General features: G+C 72.8%; 17 protein-coding genes. 2 read left to right on the top strand and 15 right to left on the bottom strand.

Annotated features, from left to right (window positions below):
* Positions 1 to 7 precede the first annotated feature (7 nt).
* Positions 8 to 1,267, top strand: coding sequence for a styrene monooxygenase/indole monooxygenase family protein (locus tag LG634_RS09665; RefSeq protein WP_226733269.1), 1,260 nt, complete (start codon positions 8 to 10; stop codon positions 1,265 to 1,267).
* Here the strand turns inward: LG634_RS09665 and LG634_RS09670 are convergent.
* The 4 genes from LG634_RS09670 to LG634_RS09685 form a co-directional block, all read right to left on the bottom strand.
* Entirely contained in the window at positions 1,219 to 2,604 is a 1,386-nt protein-coding gene (locus LG634_RS09670; RefSeq protein ID WP_226733270.1) for a C40 family peptidase, read from the bottom strand. The two genes, LG634_RS09665 and LG634_RS09670, sit on opposite strands and share 49 nt — an antisense overlap.
* Before the next feature lie 107 nt (positions 2,605 to 2,711).
* Entirely contained in the window at positions 2,712 to 2,993 is a 282-nt protein-coding gene (locus LG634_RS09675; protein ID WP_226733271.1) for a DUF8847 domain-containing protein, read from the bottom strand.
* 5 nt (positions 2,994 to 2,998) lie between these two features.
* Positions 2,999 to 3,724 (bottom strand): TetR/AcrR family transcriptional regulator, encoded by a 726-nt coding sequence (locus LG634_RS09680; protein ID WP_226733272.1) that lies wholly within the window; start codon positions 3,722 to 3,724, stop codon positions 2,999 to 3,001.
* Between the two features lie 30 nt (positions 3,725 to 3,754).
* A complete protein-coding gene (locus LG634_RS09685; protein ID WP_226733273.1) occupies positions 3,755 to 4,708 on the bottom strand; it encodes an AurF N-oxygenase family protein in 954 nt (317 codons plus the stop codon).
* Positions 4,709 to 4,881: 173 nt separating this feature from the next.
* Here LG634_RS09685 and LG634_RS09690 point away from each other — a divergent pair, with 173 nt between their 5' ends.
* Positions 4,882 to 6,027: a ferritin-like domain-containing protein gene (locus LG634_RS09690; RefSeq protein ID WP_226733274.1), complete on the top strand. Its 1,146-nt coding sequence runs from the start codon at positions 4,882 to 4,884 to the stop codon at positions 6,025 to 6,027.
* Positions 6,028 to 6,043: 16 nt separating this feature from the next.
* Here LG634_RS09690 and LG634_RS09695 read toward each other — a convergent pair whose 3' ends face one another.
* From LG634_RS09695 to LG634_RS09745, 11 genes are all read right to left on the bottom strand, one after another.
* A complete protein-coding gene (locus LG634_RS09695; RefSeq protein WP_226733275.1) occupies positions 6,044 to 7,492 on the bottom strand; it encodes an FAD-dependent oxidoreductase in 1,449 nt (482 codons plus the stop codon).
* Complete coding sequence (locus LG634_RS09700; RefSeq protein ID WP_226733276.1) at positions 7,489 to 8,739, bottom strand: amidohydrolase; 1,251 nt, start codon at positions 8,737 to 8,739, stop codon at positions 7,489 to 7,491. The genes LG634_RS09695 and LG634_RS09700 overlap by 4 nt, the downstream gene beginning before the upstream one ends.
* A 75-nt stretch (positions 8,740 to 8,814) precedes the next feature.
* Positions 8,815 to 9,699: a DUF2182 domain-containing protein gene (locus tag LG634_RS09705; RefSeq protein WP_226733277.1), complete on the bottom strand. Its 885-nt coding sequence runs from the start codon at positions 9,697 to 9,699 to the stop codon at positions 8,815 to 8,817.
* On the bottom strand, positions 9,696 to 10,292 hold the full coding sequence (locus LG634_RS09710; RefSeq protein WP_226733278.1) for a DUF1326 domain-containing protein: 597 nt from the start codon (positions 10,290 to 10,292) through the stop codon (positions 9,696 to 9,698). Before LG634_RS09710 ends, LG634_RS09705 begins: the two co-directional genes overlap by 4 nt.
* Before the next feature lie 43 nt (positions 10,293 to 10,335).
* Positions 10,336 to 11,316 (bottom strand): DMT family transporter, encoded by a 981-nt coding sequence (locus LG634_RS09715; RefSeq protein ID WP_226733279.1) that lies wholly within the window; start codon positions 11,314 to 11,316, stop codon positions 10,336 to 10,338.
* A 169-nt stretch (positions 11,317 to 11,485) separates the two neighbouring features.
* Entirely contained in the window at positions 11,486 to 12,226 is a 741-nt protein-coding gene (locus LG634_RS09720) for an iron-containing redox enzyme family protein (protein ID WP_226733280.1), read from the bottom strand.
* Positions 12,227 to 12,442: 216 nt separating this feature from the next.
* Complete coding sequence (locus LG634_RS09725; RefSeq protein ID WP_226733281.1) at positions 12,443 to 13,072, bottom strand: hypothetical protein; 630 nt, start codon at positions 13,070 to 13,072, stop codon at positions 12,443 to 12,445.
* Positions 13,073 to 13,082: 10 nt separating this feature from the next.
* Positions 13,083 to 14,144 carry a TauD/TfdA family dioxygenase gene (locus LG634_RS09730; RefSeq protein ID WP_226733282.1) on the bottom strand — a complete coding sequence of 354 codons (1,062 nt, stop codon included), beginning with the start codon at positions 14,142 to 14,144 and terminating at the stop codon, positions 13,083 to 13,085.
* Entirely contained in the window at positions 14,141 to 15,253 is a 1,113-nt protein-coding gene (locus tag LG634_RS09735) for an amino acid kinase family protein (RefSeq protein ID WP_226733283.1), read from the bottom strand. Before LG634_RS09735 ends, LG634_RS09730 begins: the two co-directional genes overlap by 4 nt.
* Positions 15,250 to 16,302 (bottom strand): aspartate-semialdehyde dehydrogenase, encoded by a 1,053-nt coding sequence (locus tag LG634_RS09740; RefSeq protein WP_226733284.1) that lies wholly within the window; start codon positions 16,300 to 16,302, stop codon positions 15,250 to 15,252. The genes LG634_RS09735 and LG634_RS09740 overlap by 4 nt, the downstream gene beginning before the upstream one ends.
* Positions 16,299 to 17,303: a DMT family transporter gene (locus LG634_RS09745; RefSeq protein ID WP_226733285.1), complete on the bottom strand. Its 1,005-nt coding sequence runs from the start codon at positions 17,301 to 17,303 to the stop codon at positions 16,299 to 16,301. The genes LG634_RS09740 and LG634_RS09745 overlap by 4 nt, the downstream gene beginning before the upstream one ends.
* Positions 17,304 to 17,313 lie beyond the last annotated feature (10 nt).

The following is a 17,313-nucleotide window of genomic DNA, read 5'->3' on the forward strand; positions in this document are numbered from 1 at the left end:
CCAGTCCATGCGGAAGATACTCGTCGTCGGAGCCGGGCAGTCCGGTCTCCAGATCGCCCTCGGACTCCAGTCCAAGGGGTACGAGGTCACCCTCATGTCCAACCGGACCGCGGACGAGATCCGCTCCGGCCGGGTCATGTCCACGCAGTGCATGTTCACCACCGCCCTCCAGCACGAGCGCGACCTCGGGCTCGGGTTCTGGGAGAGCCAGGCGCCGAAGATCGAGGGCCTCGGCGTCTCCGTCGCCGGCCCGGACGCCTCCCGCCCGGTGGACTGGCTCGGCCGCCTCAAGGGCTTCGCCCAGTCCGTCGACCAGCGCGTCAAGATGGCCGGCTGGCTCGACACCTTCGCGCAACGCGGCGGCAAGCTCGTCATCCACGGCGCCACCGTCTCCGACCTGGACTTCTTCGCCCGCACGTACGACCTCGTGCTGGTCGCCGCGGGCAAGGGCGAACTGGTCTCGCTGTTCGGCCGGGACGCCGCCCGCTCCCCGTACGACACCCCGCAGCGCGCCCTGGCCGTCAGCTACGTGCACGGCGTCGGGCCGCGCCCCGAGCACCCGGACACCGAGGCGGTCCGCTGCAACCTGGTGCCCGGCGTCGGCGAGCTGTTCGTGATGCCGACGCTCACCACCTCCGGACGCGCGGACATCCTGTTCTGGGAGGGCCTGCCCGGCGGCCCGCTCGACGTCTTCCAGGGCGTCACCGACCCCGCCGAGCACCTCTCCCTGACGCTTGAGCTGATGAAGCGCTTCACACCGTGGGAGCACGAGCGGGCGGAGAAGGCCGAACTCACCGACGCCGGGGGCACCCTCGCCGGGCGGTACGCGCCGATCGTGCGCAACCCCGTCGGCCGGCTGCCCGGCGGCGGCCTGGTCCTCGGCGTCGCCGACGTGGTCGTGGCGAACGACCCGATCACCGGCCAGGGCTCCAACTCGGCCGCCAAGTGCGCCGCCTCGTACCTGTCCTCCATCCTCATGCACGGCGACCGGCCGTTCGACGAGGCGTGGATGAAGGCGACCTTCGACAAGTACTGGTTCACCACCGGCAAGCCGGTCACCCAGTGGACCAACGCCATGCTCGGCGTGCCGCCGGAGCACGTGCTGAACCTGATCGGCGCGGCCGGGCAGCTCCGGCCCGTCGCCGACCGGTTCGCCAACGGCTTCGACAACCCGGCCGACTTCGACGGCTTCTTCTACGACCCCGAGGACGCGGCCGACTACCTCGCCGAGGTGTCCGCCGCAGCCGGCGCCGACTCCGCCGCGTAGCCGCTGTCGTCCCCCGCCGCGGCCTCCTCGGGAAGCTCCGGCGGGGTGTACGCGGCGGCCGCCAGGGGCTCGCCCAGCGGGTCCGGGCGGACCGCGCCCAGCAGCGGGTTCGCCGCGATCGGGGAGACCTTCACCCGGGCCCCGGGCCGCGGGGCCTGCACCACCTTGCCGTCGCCGACGTAGATCGCCACGTGGGTGGCCTTCGGGAAGTACACCACCAGGTCACCGGGGCGCAGCCGGTCCAGCGGCACCCGGGGGAGCTGTGCCCACTGCTCCTGGCTGGTGCGCGGGATCGGCCGGCCGGCGTGCGCCCAGGCCCGCGAGGTCAGCCCAGAGCAGTCGTACGACTCGGGGCCCTCGGCGCCCCACACGTACGGCTTGCCCAGCTGCCCGGCCGCGAAGCCGACGGCGGCGCCGCCCGCGGCGGTGGGGGTGCGGACGGCGGCGCCGGGGCCGCCCGCGGTGCCCAGCCGGCCGGAGTCCACGAGGTCCTGCTGGGCCTGCGTCTCGTCGGCGCGCTCCCGGGCGGCGAGTGCGGCCAGCTGTTCGGCGGTGAGCGCGGCGAGCAGCCGCTCCACCTCGCGGAGCTGCCGGACCACCTCGTCGCGCTGCCGCTGCTGCCGGGCGGCCAGCTGCTGCTGGGCGTCGAGGGCCTTGCGGGCCGCGGTGGCGAGGGAGCCGGCGCGGTGCTCGGCGCCGGTCAGCCGGGCCAGTACGGCGGCCCGGTGCCGGGCCTCGCGGCCGGCGATCCGACGCTGGTCGAGGGCCTGCTCCGGGTCGCCGGACAGCAGCATGCGGGCGTACCGGGAGATGCCGGTGGCGCCCTGGTACTGCTCGCGGGCCAGCTGTCCGGCGAGGGCCCGTTCGCCGCCGAGTGCGGTACGGGCCCGGCCGAGGTCGGTGCGCAGCCGCTGCTCTTCGGACTCCCGGGCCTTGAGGGCGGCAGCCGTCGCGTTGTAGGCCTCGGTGGCCTCCTCGGTGCGCTGGTAGAGGCCCTGGAGGCGGGTCAGCAGCGCGGCGATGTCGGCGGGGCTGCCGGTGCCGGTGCCGGCGCCGGTGCCTGCGGCGGCGGTCGGTCCGGCATCTGCTTCCGTGCCCGGGTCCGTGCCCGGGTTCGTGCCCGGGTTCGTGCCCGGTTCCGTGCCCCGGCCCGCCCCGGGGTCTGTTCCCGTACCCGCGTCCGCGGTGCCCCCCGGTCCCGCCCCCGGGTCGGCGTCCGGCCGGGTGCGCGGGCCGGGGTCGGCCGGGTCGGCCGTGGCGGGCAGGGGGACCGCCGTGACCAGAGCGGCGGCGGTCGCGACGGCCACCCAGGCCGTACGCAGCAGTCCTCGTGACAAGGGATCACCTCCGAGGGAGGGATCGTCGCACGCACAATATGACGAATCGCCCAACCGGGTCGGCCGTGCCGCCGCCCTCAGCCGGACGGAGCAGCCGCCGTCGCCGCTCAGTCCCCGGGGGCCGGCGGCTGCGGCTTGGACCACGGCCAGCGCAGCCGGTCCCGGCGGCCCGTCGGGTCGAAGGCGTACTTCCAGCCGGTCTGCAAGCCCAGCCGCTTCGAGTAGCCGGCCGGCTCGCGCCGGTAGACGAGGACGGTCGGCGGGCCGCCGTCCGGGTCGGGCACGGGGATCTCGTACACCTTCGGCGGGTGGCCGGTGGGCCCGAGCAGGATCGGCAGCACCCGGCCGTCCATCGGGCCGCCTTCGAAGGGGGTGTTCTGGCTCTTCACCCTCCCTACAGTAGGTGCGCCGCCTCCGAGACCACCGGGATCACCCGGCGGGCCAGCACGCCCACCGGGCCGTCGGCGGCCTCCAGGGCCAGCGCCCGGCGGGCCGCGGCGGCCGTCTCGGGGTCCGTGGCGGCGGTCGCCGTCAGCAGCGCGACGAACTGGTCGACCAGCCAGTCCCGCAGCTCCGGCAGCGGCGGCTGCTTGCCCTCGTCCAGCCAGATCAGCGAGGCGGCCTCCACGGCGGTGATCCAGGTGCGGACCATCATCCGCAGCCGCGGGCCCGGCTCCGGGACCGCGAGGTGCACGAGTATCTGGTCGGCCGCCGCCCGCCGGATCCCGTCCACGGTGGCCGTGGTCCGGGAGGTCTCCACCACGCAGCCGCCCTGCAGCAGCGCGCTGAACCCGGTGTCGTGCTGGTCCACGAACGCCAGGTAGCGGTCCAGGGCCCGGGACAGCCGGCGGGTCAGCGGGCCGGCCTGCGGCTCGGCGAAGCACAGCGACAGCTCCTCGGCCGCCGACCGCAGGGCCGCCTCGTACAGCTGCTGCTTGCCGCCGGGGAAGTAGCGGTAGACCAGCGGCCGGGAGACCCCGGCCGCCTCGGCGACGTCGTCGAGGGACACGTCCTCGGGTGCGCGCTGCGCGAAGAGGTGCAGGGCCGCGTCGAGGAGCTGGCCCCGCCGCTCCTCGACGCTCAGCCGGCGGTACGTCCGTGTCGGCGAGGTCCTGGTCATGCCCCGCAGCGTAATGCCACGGCGCACGCCTCAGGCCAGGAGTCCGGAGCGCTGCCACAACTTCCGGCCGACTCCCCGCAGCACACCGATGTCGTCGAGGAAGTCGGTCAGCCGCTTGGCGCCGGTCTGCATCACCTCGCGGCGGTGCCCGCTCGCCTTCACCTGGGCCACCGCCTCCCGCCGGTCCAGGCCGACGTTCTCGTACACCTTCGGGTTCACGAAGGCCACCGAGAACACGCGGGCGGCCTCGCCGCAGCTGATCCGGGTCAGCTCCTGCTCCCAGCGCGGCGCGGTGACCATCTGGCGGCGCAGCTCCTCGCGGGCGTACCGGACGTGCCGGGCCTCCTCGATGACGTGGATCCGGGTCACTCCGCGCACCAGCGGCTGGATACGCTCGTCCGGGAAGGTCAGGCGCTGCATCCAGTCGAGGACCTCCTCGCCGAGGAGGGTGCAGGCGAAGGAACCCGGGGTCGTGGAGACGGTCTTCAGGACCCGGCCGAGGTTGTGGTTCGTGCGCGAGACCGGGTACGCGGGCGCGCCGTGCCGCTCGATCATGCGGGCGAACATCATCGAGTGCCGGCACTCGTCGGCTATCTCGGTGAGCGCGTAGCGGACGTGCTTGCTCGTCAGGGGCTTGTCGTAGACGTGCCGGACGAGGAGCTGCATCAGGATGATCTCGAACCAGATGCCGAGGGAGGCGAGGGCCGCGGCCTCGTGCCGGGCCAGCTCCATGCGCTGCTCCTCGGCCATCTTCTTCCACAGCGGGGTGTCGTAGAGCGAGACGAGCTCCGGCGGCCAGTACCACTTGCCCTCGACGGGTTCGGCCTCCCAGTCGAGCTCCTTGTCGGGGTCGAAGGAGTGCTTCGCGGAGGAGTCGAGCAGCCGCTCGGCGACCTGCTCGCGGTCCTTGAGCAGCCCGAGGGCGTCGCGCAGCGCGGTGAGGTCCGCCGGGCTCGCGGAGGTCGCTGGCGTCACGGTGGTCATGGCGGAGGCACCTCGTCGGGTGAGGGGGTTACCGGTGGTCACTGTTTATGAGACTGCTTGTCAGCAAGGTCGTCAATCCCTTGCGCACGGGTTGTTGACCCGGTGTCTACCAACGTGTGACGCTGCGGACCGTCCTGGCTTGTGCGGCAGTCCACAGCACGAAGGGGGCGTCCGTGTCGACGCGAGAGCTCTACACGAAGGACCCGGGAGAACCGGTGTGGCAGATTCCGGCAACCGGCGCGGCCCGGTTCAGCTGGGAGTACGACGAGGGCCGCGAGCGCCTCCTCGCCCTGTACCAGAAGGGCAAGGACAAGCAGTGGGACGGCGCGAAACGGATCGACTGGACCCTGGAGGTCGACCCGTACGACCCGCTCGGCACGCCCGACGAGGCGATGACCCTGTACGGCACCCGGCACTGGGCCAAGCTCTCCGAGAAGGACAAGGGCGACCTGCGCCGGCACTACACCTCCTGGCAGTTCAGCCAGTTCCTGCACGGCGAACAGGGCGCGATGGTGTGCGCGGCGCGCATCGTGGAGTCCGTGCCCGACCTCGACGCGAAGTTCTACTCCGCCACCCAGACCATGGACGAGGCCCGGCACGCCGAGATCTACACCCGCTTCCTGCACGAGAAGATCGGCATGCTCTACCCGGTCAACGAGAACCTGCAGGGGCTGCTCGACGACACCCTGCGCGACTCCCGCTGGGACATGCCGTACCTGGGCATGCAGGTGCTCATCGAAGGCCTGGCGCTGGCCGCCTTCGGCATGATCCGCGACAGCACGCCCAAGCCGCTGCCCAAGCAGATCCTCGCGTACGTGATGCAGGACGAGGCCCGGCACGTGGCCTTCGGGCGGATGGCGCTGCGCGACTACTACCGGCAGCTGACGGACGCCGAGCGGCGCGAGCGCGAGGAGTTCGTCATCGAGGGCTGCCACCTGATGCGCGACCGGCTGCGCGGGGTGGAGGTGCTGGAGAACTTCGGCATCCCCCGCAAGGAGGCCGAGGAGTACGCGGAACGCAACGAGTTCCTGCACCTGTTCCGCAAGCTGCTGTTCAGCCGCATCGTGCCCTGCGTCAAGGACATCGGGCTGTGGGGCGAACGGCTCCAGAAGGCGTACGTGGCCATGGGCGTCTTCGAACTGGGGGACTCCAGCCTCGACCTGCTGATGGCCCAGGACGAGGAGGTCGCCGAGGCCCTCGACCGGGAGCGGTTCGCCGCCGAGGAGCAGGCCCGGGTGTCCGAGGTGGCGGAGGCGATCGCAGAAGGCGCGGCCGCCGCGTCACCCGCGGCCACCGCGCCCCCCGCCGACGGGCCCTGACGTCCCGTCGCCCTCCTCACCCCGCAGACTTCAGCAGCTGTTTGACCTTCGAGCGGCAGATCCCGCAGCCGGTCGTCGCCCGGGTGGTCCGGGCGATGGCCGCGACCGTCCGCGCCCCGGCCCCGCACGCCTCCCGGATGCGCCGCTCGGAAACGTTGCGGCAGTAACACACCGGGGGTTCCGCCTCCGGCTCCGGGCTGTCCGGGGCGAGTTCGCCGCGCGGGCCCGGCAGCCGGGCCAGCCGGCCGCGCTCCGCCTCGGTCAGCACCCGGCGGTCCGCGCACGCCTTGATCAGCAGACCGGTGTCCGGGTGGCCGCCGAGCAGGGCCGCACCGGTGATCCGGCCGCCGCGCAGCACGATCCGCTGGTACCGGCCGGCGGCCTGGTCCGTGTCGGTCAGCACCTCCACGGCCCCCGGCTCCCCGGCCTCCTGCCCGCCGCCCGCCGGCTCCGGCTCGCCGATCAGCGTCAGGTCGATGTCCTCCGCCTTCAGCCGGGTCACCGCCGGCGGCGGCAGCACCGGGCCGCCCTGCGCGCCTGTGATGGCGTCGGCGGCGATCCGGGCGTGCGCCCAGGCGTCGTCCACCAGCCGCGCGGCCCGCCCGCCCTGCCGGGCGCAGTCCCCGATCGCGTAGACGGCCGGGTCCGCGGTGCGCATCCGCTCGTCCACCACGATGCCGTCGGCCACCGGCAGCCCGGCGGCCGCGGCCAGCCCGCTCTCCGCCTCCACCCCGCACGCCACCACCAGCAGGGTGCCCGGCAGCACCCGGCCGTCGGCCAGCTCGGCGCCGGTCAGCCGGCCGTCCGCGGACCGGACGAGCCGCACCGTGACCGCGTCCTGGACCACCGTGACGCCCAGCTCGGCCAGCTGGCGGGTCAGGATGCCGGCGGCCTCCGCATTCAGCTGCCTGTTCAGCACGGCCGGCCCCGAGTGCAGCACCTGCACGTCCAGCTGCCGGCCGGCCAGCGCGCGGGCCGCCTCCAGCCCCAGCAGCCCGCCGCCCAGCACCAGCGCACGGGAGCCCGGCCCGGCCAGCGACAGGATCCGGTGGCAGTCGTCCAGGGTCCGGAACGCCGCCACGCCCTGCCCGAGTTCGCCGTCCGCGTCCCGCAGCCCCGGCACCTCCGGGATCCGCGGGGTACTGCCGGTCGCCAGGACCAGGCTGTCGTACGGGTGGCTGCCGCCGTCCGCGGTCAGCACCGTGCGCCGCTCCCGGTCCACGGCCACCGCGCTGACCCCGGTGTGCACCCGGGCGCCGCGCTGGTCGGCGGGACGGTCGTAGATCTCGTCCTCGTCGATGGCGCCCGCGAGCACGTCCGTGAGCAGCACCCGGTTGTACGAGGCGCAGCGCTCGGCGCCGAGCACGGTCAGGGACAGCGCGGGGTCGCGGCGCCGCAGCTCCTGCGCCACCCGGGCGCCGGCCATGCCGTTGCCGATGATGACGACCCGCGCGGGGGCGGTCACCGCGGCTCCAGCCAGGCGAGTGCGGCGGCGGCCAGGGCCCGGACGCCGGTGCCCAGCGTCGGCTGGACGACGGGCGCGAACGTCGACGCGTGGTTCTGCGGGACGTCCTGGGCGACCCGGCCGGCGAGGAAGGCCTTCGTGTACTCCTCGGCGTCGAGCCCGCCGAAGAACCAGAACACCGACGGGACCCCGGCGGCCTCGGCCAGCAGCCCGAAGTCCTCACTGGCGCTGTTGGGGCCGACCGGGATCACCGCGCCGTCGCCGAAGTGGCCGCGGTGGGCCGCTGCCACCCGCTCGGTCGCCGCGGGGTCGTTGACCGTGTTCGGCAGGGTGCACACCGGGACGATCTCGGGTTCCCGCGGGGCGCCCGCGGCCAGCGCCTCCGCCTTGACCAGCCGCTCGATCGTGGCCAGCGCCAGATCGCGGGCGGCCGCCGAGGTGGTGCGGATGTTGACGGCCAGCTCGGCCTCGTCGGGGATGGTCGCGGCGGTCGTGCCGGCGTGCAGCGCGCCCACGGTCACCACGACCGGGTCGGCGGCCGCCACCGTACGGGAGACCACCGTCTGGAGCCGCAGCACCAGGTGCGCGGCCATCACCACCGGGTCCACCGCGGACTCCGGCTTCGAGCCGTGCCCGCCCCGCCCGAACAGCCGGATGCGCAGGTTGTCCGTACCGCCCATGACGGGCCCCGGGCAGGTGGCGACCAGGCCCGCCGGGCCGGGGCCGACGTGCTGGCCGAGGACGACCTCCGGCTTCGGGAACCGCTCGAACAGGCCGTCGTCGATCATCGCGCGGGCCCCGAGGCCGCTCTCCTCGCCCGGCTGGAACACGGCGACGAGGGTGCCCCGCCAGGACGCGCGGTCCCCGGCGAACAGGGCGCAGGCGCCCAGCAGCGCGGCCACGTGCACGTCGTGACCGCAGGCGTGCATGACGGGCACGGTGGCCCCGCTGTCGTCCACCGCCGTCTGCGTGCTCGCGTACGGGAGGCCGGTCCGCTCCTCGACGGGCAGTGCGTCCATGTCCGCGCGGAGCATCACCACCGGACCCTCGCCGTTGCGCAGCACGCCGACGACGCCGGTGCGGCCGACGCCGGTGGCGGTCTCCCAGCCCTGCTCCTCCAGCAGCGCGGCGACCACACCGGCCGTGCGCTTCTCCTGGAAGGCGAGTTCGGGGTGCTCGTGCACATCCCGGTAGACGTCCTCCAGGCCCGGCATCAGGCTGTCGAGACGGTCGAAGAGGCGGGACATGAGTCTCCCTTGGACGAGGATCGGGATCGTGGGACGGGCGGGAACGGGGCAGGCGGGGCCGGGGGAGCGGGCCGCCTACAGGAGTCCGGCGAGCGGGGTGTGGACGAGCGGTTCCATCACGAGCACCACGCCGAGGACCGTCATGACGGTCCCCGTGACCCGGGCCAGGGCCTGGCCGCGGCGCAGCATCCGCTCGGCGAGGAAGAGGAGGGTCAGCGTCCCCATCCAGGCGATGTTGTCCAGGCCCACGGCCACCTGGACGAGCATCAGGGCCCAGCAGCAGCCCAGGCAGTACACGCCGTTGAGGGCACCGGCGCGCAGCGCGCCGGGCAGGCCGGCGCGGAAGTCGTGCGTCAGGACGAACTGCAGCGGACTGCGGCAGACCGTCAGGCAGCGGGTCTTGAGCCCGCTGAACTGGAACAGCCCGGCGACGGCGAGGACCAGGCCGGTGAGCGCCACCCGCCACGGCCCGTCGAAGGACTCCGGCAGCACCGCCCGCTTGCCGGCCATCAGCAGCAGCGGCACCAGCCCGGCCGCCACCCAGGCCAGCAGGTACCCGGCGACGAGGAATCCGGTCTCGGCGGCGCCCCTCGGGCCGCGGGTACGGGTGACGAAGCGGTGCGCGGCGATCAGCGGCACGGCGACCGGGAACATCATCGCGACCACCATTCCCGCCCACATGGCGAGGAACATGGCGGCCTCGGCGCCGGACACCCCGGCCGCGGCGGCGGCCGGGCCGTGGTGCCCGCCGTGGTGCCCGGCTCCGGCTCCGGCGCCCGCTCCGGTCCCGGCCGCCGGGTCCGTGCCGTGGCCGCCCGCCAGCATCCACCACCAGGCGAACGCGGACGCGGCCAGCACCCACACCGTGGTCGTGACGGTGACCCGGCGCGACCAGACCCCGGGGGAGGCGGCCGCGGGGCGCGGGGCCGCCGCCTCGCGGACGGGTGCCGGCGCGCTCACGCCGAGGCCAGCTTCATCGGGCCGAAGTCGGCGTGCTCCAGCTGCCAGTTCCAGCCCAGGTCCTCGTCGACGAACCGGCTCTCCGTCTTGGCCAGCAGGCGCGAGCCGCCGAACGACATCAGCGCGTTGTTGACCTCGATCGGGGTCTTGCCGTCTTGGCCCAGCAGCGGCCGCAGGCCCACCACCGCGTCCCGGCCCAGCGTGAACGACGGCTTCTCGCCCGTCTCGTCCAGCTCGATCGGGACCCGGCGGATCCCCTTGAAGTCCGCGACGAGCGTGAACAGCGTGGCCAGCAGCCCGCCCGCCTTGCCGGTGAGGATCTGCTCGAGGGCCTCGCTCTGCGGGCCCGGGGTCTGCTCGTCGATGTACACGGCGACCTGGAGGCCGCCGTCCCACACGTGCTTGACCGTACGGTAGGCCACGCCCAGCTTGCAGCCGGACAGGTCCACGTCGCCGTAGTGGCCGCGGTCGACCACGCCGACGCCGATGGCGTCGCACGAGCCGTGCGTGGGGGCCTCGGCGAACCAGCACGGGCACGGCGTACCGCAGTTGCAGGCGCCAGCCAGGCGGCCGTCTATCTCCCAGTCGATCACTTGCGTACTCCTCGGGCGTGGGGTGGGGGGGGGACGGGGGTGGTCAGGCGCGGCCGGCGGGAACGGGTGCGGCCGGCGCGGCGGGTGCGGCGGGTGCGGCGGCGGCGGTGCGGGCGGCGGCGGCCGGGGCCGAGAGCCGGGCCCACTGGGCGAGGCCCACGCAGGCCAGCACCAGGACGGCGGCGGCCAGGGTCCACGCGTCGGCGGACTCGCCGAGCAGCAGCGCCGCCCAGCCGACCGTCAGCAGCGGCTGGAGCAGCTGCATCTGGCTGCCGCGGGTGACGCCGACCCGGGCCAGGCCCGGGTACCAGGCGCAGAAGCCGAGGAACATCGAGAAGACGGCGACGTAGCCGAAGCCGATCAGGGCGCCGGCGCCCGCGCCGTCGAGCTGCGGCGGCGAGGCGATCAGGGCGACCGCGGTGACCGGCACGGTCAGCGGCAGCGAGAACACCAGCCCCCAGGAGATCACCTGCCAGCCGGGCATGGCCTTGGAGGCCTTGCCGCCCTCCGCGTAGCCGAGCCCGCCGGCGACCAGCGAACCGATCAGCAGCAGGTCGGCGATGCCGAAGCCGCTGATGCCGTGCCGCAGCGTGAAGGCGAGGATGACCGCGGCCCCGGCGGCGGAGGCCCACCAGAACAGGGCGCCGGGCCGCTCGTTGCCGAGCAGCCGGCCGAAGGCGGCGGTGGCCAGCGGCAGCAGTCCGGTGACGACCGCCGCGTGCGAGGAGGACACGTACTCCAGGGCGAGCGCGGTGAAGATCGGGTAGCCGGCGACCACGCCCAGGCCGACGAGCGCCACCGGCAGCATCTGCTCGCGCGGCGGCAGCTTCGCCTTGAAGAGGAACAGGCACAGGCCGGCGAGCGCGGCCGCCACGACGGCCCGGCCGATGCCGACCTGCCAGGCGGTGAACACGGCCATCGCCTTCTGGGTGGCCGGGAAGGTCAGGGAGAAGGCCAGCACTCCGGCGCCGGCCATCAGCAGCCCGAACAGGTGGGAGGAGGCAGGCGCCTTGGGTGGGGACATGCCGGTCCTTTCGGGATCCGTGGGGGAGGGCGGAACGGGGGCGGAGCGGGGGCGGAGCGGGGGGTGGAAAGGGGCTGGAAGGGGCTGGAAGCGGATGGAAGCGGATGGAAGGGGGGACGACGGCCGGGCGGAATGCGGCCCGCCTGCTCAGCCGTTGCCGTGGTCCGACTCAGACATGCGCGGCACCGACTCCGGCAGGCTCCGCGGCGGCGACCGCCTTGGACGTGGCGTCGAACGCCTCGACGAAGTACATGACGAACAGCTTGTAGAGGTGGTCGAGGTGGGTCATCAGACGCGCCTCGTCCTCCTCGGTCTTCACCAGGGTCATCAGGACGTTCCACACGTCACCGGTGTGGTCCTCGTCGATGTCGTAGTTGACGTGGGTGCGGGCGCCCTGGACGTTGTCCTCGCCGAGCGTCTTCTCCAGGTTGTCCAGCCAGTCGGGCTGGGTGAGCCGCGTGGTGTACTCCAGGAAGTAGCTGCTGGTGATGGCCGCGAGCGGGGTGCCCTCGAACTCCAGGCAGTACAGGAAGTAGCCGTTGAGCAGCTTGGTGGCGAGGAACGGGTCGGTGCCGTAGACCTCGTCCGCCGGCACGCCGACCTTCTCCAGGTCCGCGAGGAACAGCTGGTCGTGCAGCATCTCGTCGTCGGTGTACGCCGCCCACTCCTTCGCCGTCTCCGGGTCGTGGAGCGTGAAGTAGCGGATGGCGTGCGCGTCGATGGTGCGCTTGCGGCGGATCCGCAGGATGGTCTCGATGGTGTGCCGCTTGTAGTACGGCAGGTCGATGTCGGTGCCGTTCAGGAAGTGCTGGGCGTACGGCGCCTCGGCGTAGAAGTCGACGATGAACGCGTTGAGCTTGGCGTCGACCTTCTCGCGCAGGTCCGGGCGGAGGATGGCGCTGTCACTCATGTGGGGTGTCTCCTCGGTGAAAGGTGTGGCGGAAGATGCGGTCGGGACGGGCCTGGGGGTGTTGCGAAGGTCCTGTGCGGTGCCCGCGGTGTCCGGTGCGTGCTCTCGGCGTGCCGGGCGAAGGCCCTCGTACTGGGCGTACTCGGGGCTTCGGCCGGTGCGGCGAGAGTGCGTGCAGGGCTCCGTGGGCGCTGTGCGGAACCTTCGCGACACCCCCTACGCCGGTGACGGGACCGGCTGGAGCACGTCGGCGACGGTGAACTCGGAGCGGCCGGCGGCCGCGGCGTCGGTCAGGTGCCCGAAGCCGTAGCCCCGGACGGTGTCCACGACCTTCGCGATGTCGGCGACGATCGTGTAGTAGTCGGACCCGCGGCCGGGGATGTCGTGCGGGCCGGCGACCACTTCGGCGCCCGCTGCCTGGAAGTTGCGCAGCTTCCCGCCGCGGCAGTACGACACGACGTGCGTCAGCGGCAGGCGCTCCAGCGCCCAGGCCGCCGACCAGCCGAACAGCAGCAGCGAGTTGGGCAGTCCGCCGGCGGAGGAGCCCGGCAGACCGGCCAGCCGGCCCAGCTCCCACACGTTCGGGTCCTGGGCGAGGCCGGCGGGCAGGAGACCGAGTTCCTCGATCTCCGTGGTGCAGGAGGTGACGGGGACGATCCGCAGGGTGGCCGCGGCCCGGTCGCCCTTGCGGAGCAGGAAGACCTTGCCGAGCGCGTCGCGGTCCCGGTCGAGCCACCAGAACTCGTCGTCGGGGAAGCGGGGCTCGTACCTCAGCAGGCGGAGGGCGTGCGCCTCCGCGAGGTCGGAGGTGGTCTCCGTCACGGAAAAGCTCAGTACGTCGTCCATGCGCTCTCCCTCAGTAGTGAACGCGTCGGTTCTCCGGCGTCACTCGGTAGCGGATGTCCCAGAGGTTGCGGCGCACGTAGCTGCGCTGGAGCCAGCGGTCCTGCCCGTCGTAGCGGGCGGTGAACGTGGACCTGGCGTGCACCCCCTTGCGGTTGTTGATCAGCAGGGCCTGGCCGGGGCGCAGGTACACCGCGTGGGCGACGCTCCGGCACACCCCCTGCAGCTGGTCCAGCGCCGCCTGCGCGCCGCTGGTCAGGGCGCGCACCCCGTTGGCGGCGATGACGATCTCCGGGTACTCGTTCGTCCCGCTGATCAGCGGTACCGGGTCGGACAGCACCTCGGTGTCGCTGGCCACGTCCCGGGTGTAGCTGCCCGGCGCGTTCAGGCGGAACAGCGGCGACCGCAGGGTCTCCAGGACCGTCGGCTCCAGCGCCGCCGAGATGTCCCGGGCGTCCGCGTAGAAGGTGCCGGCGACGCCCTCGTGGTCGGCGCGCACGCAGCTCAGCACGAGGAAGTCCGGGTTGGCGATGTCGTAGCGGCCGATCACGTCGTGCGTGATGTCGCTGTGGAAGTTGAGGAAGACCTCGGAGCCCTGGTTGGTCTGCGACTTGGAGCCGCCGGCCACCGGGATGACGTCGTGGACGACCCGGCCCGCCTTCTCGGTCAGGACGCCGATCGGCTCGCCCAGCAGTCCGCTGAGGCCCAGCAGCACGCCCTCGGCGACCCAGGTGGCCTTGTCGGGGGCCGGGTTGCCGTCCAGCGGGGTGGCCGGCACGTGCGGGTCCACCGGGAGGTTGTCGACGAGCGCGACACCGGCGGTGTCGATGTGCCGGCCGAAGTCCAGGACCTTCTGCAGCAGATCCGTCGGCAGCTGCGCGAAGATCTGCATCCAGCGGGTCATCGAGTGGTCGATGTCGTCGAGCGGGTCGGTCATCTCGGCGAGCGCGCCGCCCAGCGCGTCGCGGACCTCGTCGGGCAACCGGATCAGGGTGAAGGTCTCGGCGCCGGACCGGGCCGAAGCGCCGAGGTCCGTGCCGAGCGGACGGTCGATGAAGGTGGTCAATTCGCTCACACTCCTACGGGTTCGGGTATGGAGCCGACCTCGGGGAAGGGCGCCCGCTCGTCCTGGAGCAGGTCGTGCAGCCGCTGCGCCAGGTGCAGTGCGTCGTCCTCGCTCGCCGCCAGGTGGGTGGCGACCTTGCTGCCGCGCAGCGCCGTGACCGGCACTCCCGCGTACGTGCCGGGGGTCAGGCCCTGGCGGCGCTGGAGCTCGTCCAGGTCGACGAACCCGCCCATGACGGCGACCTGCGGGCCGGTGGTGAGGCGGATCGTGTCGATGTTCGCCCCGTGGAAGGCCGCGAACGCCCGGTCGGCGGCGGCGTCGCTGTCGTATCCCAGGGCCACGGACCGCTGGTTGAGGACGACCGCCGAGGCGGACGCGCCGGCCGTGCCGATCACCGAACCCACCGTGAACGGCGCCCGGTTGAGCCGGCAGACGATCTCGATCCGGTGCTTCTGCGCCAGCCGCACCGATCGTCGGTGCAGCACCTTCGCCCCGTACAGCGACATCAGCGCCGCCACGTTGTACGAGACCTCCTTCAGCAGCCGGGTGCCGCTGACCAGGTGCGGGTCGGTGCTGTAGATGCCGTCCACATCGGAGTGGATCTCGCACCGGCTCGCGCCCACCGCGGCGGCCACGGCCACCGCGGACAGGTCCGAACTGTTCTTGCCGAGCCAGGTCGGCCGGCCCTGCGCGTCGGCCGCCTGCCCGCCGGGGACCACCACCACGTCGTGGTCCCGCAGCGCCGTGCGCAGCGGCTCCGGGTCGGTGTGCTCCAACCGGGCCCACATGAAAGCCGAGTTGGTGACCAGGCCGAGCTGGTGGCCGGCCAGTACCGTGGCGGTGCGGCCGGTCCGGTGCAGGGCCGTGGCCAGCAGCTGGGCGCCGACGGTGTCCGCCAGCGTCAGCAGGCCGGCCACCGTCTCGTCCTCGGGGGTCGGGTTGACCTGGCTGAGGCGGTCCCGGAACTGCTCGGTCTCGCCCGGCTGCCCGCTGACCACGACGACCAGCTTGGTGCCGTCCGTGTCGATGCGCTCCCCGAGCGCCCGGGCGAGGTCCCCGTACGCGGCGAGGGTGCGGAAGCTCGACCCGCCGAACTTCAGGACCGCGGGAGCGCTCACAGCGTGCCCCGCTCCGCCAGCTCCTCGGCGATCTGGACGGCGTTCAGCGCGGCACCGATGCGCAGGTTGTCCGCCACCAGCCACAGCCAGAAGGCCCGCGGGTTGTTCTGGGTCGCCCGGATCCGGCCGACGTGGACGATGTCCGAGCTGTCCACGACCGCCGGGGTCGGGAACGAGGTCACCGTCTCCCGGTCGTGCACCCGGACCTCGGGCAGCGCGGCCAGCACCTCGACCAGCTCGGCCCGGTCCACCGGGGACTGGCACTCGACGTACACGGACTCCGAGTGGCAGTTGGCGACCGGAACCCGCACGCAGGTGGTGGTGACGTCCAGGTGCGGCAGCCCCAGGATCTTCCGGGACTCCTGGAGCATCTTCTCCTCCTCCATGGTGAAGCCGGAGTCGAGGAAGCGGTCGATCTTCGGGATGACGTTGAACGCCAGCGTCGGGTGGAAGTGCTGCGGCTCGAAGCCCGAGTCCGGGCCCTGCAGGGAGGCCCGGGTGGACTCCTGAAGCTCCTCCACGCCGGAGTAGCCGAGGCCGGAAGCGGCCTGGTACGTGCTGACCACCGCGTTGCGGATGCCCCAGCGGTCCTCGATCCCGCGCAGCAGGCGGACCAGCGGGATGGTGGAGCAGTTCGGGTTGGCGATGACACCGCTCTTCGGGCGGCGGTCCAGCTCGTGCGCGTTGACCTGGGGCACGACCAGCGGGGTGTCCGGGTCCATGCGGAACGCGATGGTGTTGTCGATGACGATCGCACCGGCTTCGGTGGCGACCGGCACCCACTTCTGGCTGACGGACGTGCCGGCCGAGAAGAAGGCGACGTCCACGTCCGTGAAGTCGAACTCCTCGATCGCCCGGACCGTGTACTCGCGGCCGTCGACGGTCAGCACCCGGCCCGCGGACCGTGCGGAGGCGACCAGGTACAGCTCCCGGTAGCGCAGCCCGCGCTCCTCGATCAGCTCGATCAGGGTGCTGCCCACCGCGCCGGTGGCGCCGACAATGGCGATGCGCGGGGCCGTGGGCGCTGCCGCATCGGTGACAAGAGTCATCGGGACTCTCCAATCGTGATCTTCTCGGCCGGGGCGGCGTGCGCGACGGCCGGTGCCTGAACGGCAGTGGTCTGGTTCTCCGGGCGGGCGGGCAGGAGCCGCCAGCCGAGGTTGATGCCGAGGCTGGCGCCGACGATCAGCGGGATGCCCAGGGCCTGGAGGAGGCTGACGCTGTGCCCGTAGACGGCCCAGTCGAAGAGCATCGCGACCGCCGGGTAGACGAAGGCCAGCACGGCGATCTTGGCGGTGGGCAGCTTCTGGTACGCGGAGTACATGAGCACGTACATCAGGCAGGTGTGGATCAGGCCGAGCCCGACCAGCCAGCCCCAGTCCGCGCCCATCCCGCCCATCTCCCCGAAGGAGGCGAACGGCAGCAGCAGGAAGATGCCGAGGGTGACCTGGATCAGCGCGACGAGGTGCGGCTTCACGCCGGTCACCCGCTTGGTGATGACGGTGGCGAAGGCGTAGAACAGGGCCGCCAGCAGGGCCTGTCCGAGACCGATCAGGTACGCGCTGGAGCCGCCGCCCCGGAAGTCGTCCACCGACACGCCGGCCACCAGGATCAGGCCGACGAACGCGACGCCGAGCCAGCCGAACTTGGTGGCGGTGATCTTGTCGCGGAACAGCAGGGCGCCCAGCAGCACGACGTAGAACGGCTGCGTGTGGTAGACGACCGTCGCCACCGAGATGGACGTCGCCTCGTACGACTCGAAGAGGAAGGCCCAGTTGAAGACGATGAACACACCGCCGAGGGCGGCGAGGCCGATCTTCTTCGCGGTGAACCCGTGGTTCTTGAAGAACCCGCGCACCAGGCAGTAGAGGCCCAGCGCGATCGCACCGAACAGGCACCGGAAGAAGACGACGTTGAACGGCGAGGCACCCGACTCGACGACGAACACGCCGAGGGTTCCGGACAGGATCATCGCCAGGGTCAGCTCGACCGATCCGCGCGTCTCCGTGCTGCCGGCCGGGCTCGCTGTCGCTGTGCCGCTACTGCTCATGGGGGTTCCT

It is taken from the genome of Streptomyces bambusae (assembly GCF_020532645.1).
Lineage (GTDB): Bacteria > Actinomycetota > Actinomycetes > Streptomycetales > Streptomycetaceae > Streptomyces > Streptomyces bambusae.

What these genes read in the sequence shown, in the direction of transcription:
- LG634_RS09665 (WP_226733269.1), top strand. Translation starts at nt 8, where the DNA reads ATGCGGAAGATACTCGTCGTCGGAGCCGGGCAGTCCGGTCTCCAGATC.
- LG634_RS09680 (WP_226733272.1), bottom strand. Translation starts at nt 3,724, where the DNA reads ATGACCAGGACCTCGCCGACACGGACGTACCGCCGGCTGAGCGTCGAG.
- LG634_RS09685 (WP_226733273.1), bottom strand. Translation starts at nt 4,708, where the DNA reads ATGACCACCGTGACGCCAGCGACCTCCGCGAGCCCGGCGGACCTCACC.
- LG634_RS09700 (WP_226733276.1), bottom strand. Translation starts at nt 8,739, where the DNA reads ATGTCCCGCCTCTTCGACCGTCTCGACAGCCTGATGCCGGGCCTGGAG.
- LG634_RS09715 (WP_226733279.1), bottom strand. Translation starts at nt 11,316, where the DNA reads ATGTCCCCACCCAAGGCGCCTGCCTCCTCCCACCTGTTCGGGCTGCTG.
- LG634_RS09720 (WP_226733280.1), bottom strand. Translation starts at nt 12,226, where the DNA reads ATGAGTGACAGCGCCATCCTCCGCCCGGACCTGCGCGAGAAGGTCGAC.
- LG634_RS09725 (WP_226733281.1), bottom strand. Translation starts at nt 13,072, where the DNA reads ATGGACGACGTACTGAGCTTTTCCGTGACGGAGACCACCTCCGACCTC.
- LG634_RS09740 (WP_226733284.1), bottom strand. Translation starts at nt 16,302, where the DNA reads ATGACTCTTGTCACCGATGCGGCAGCGCCCACGGCCCCGCGCATCGCC.
- LG634_RS09745 (WP_226733285.1), bottom strand. Translation starts at nt 17,303, where the DNA reads ATGAGCAGTAGCGGCACAGCGACAGCGAGCCCGGCCGGCAGCACGGAG.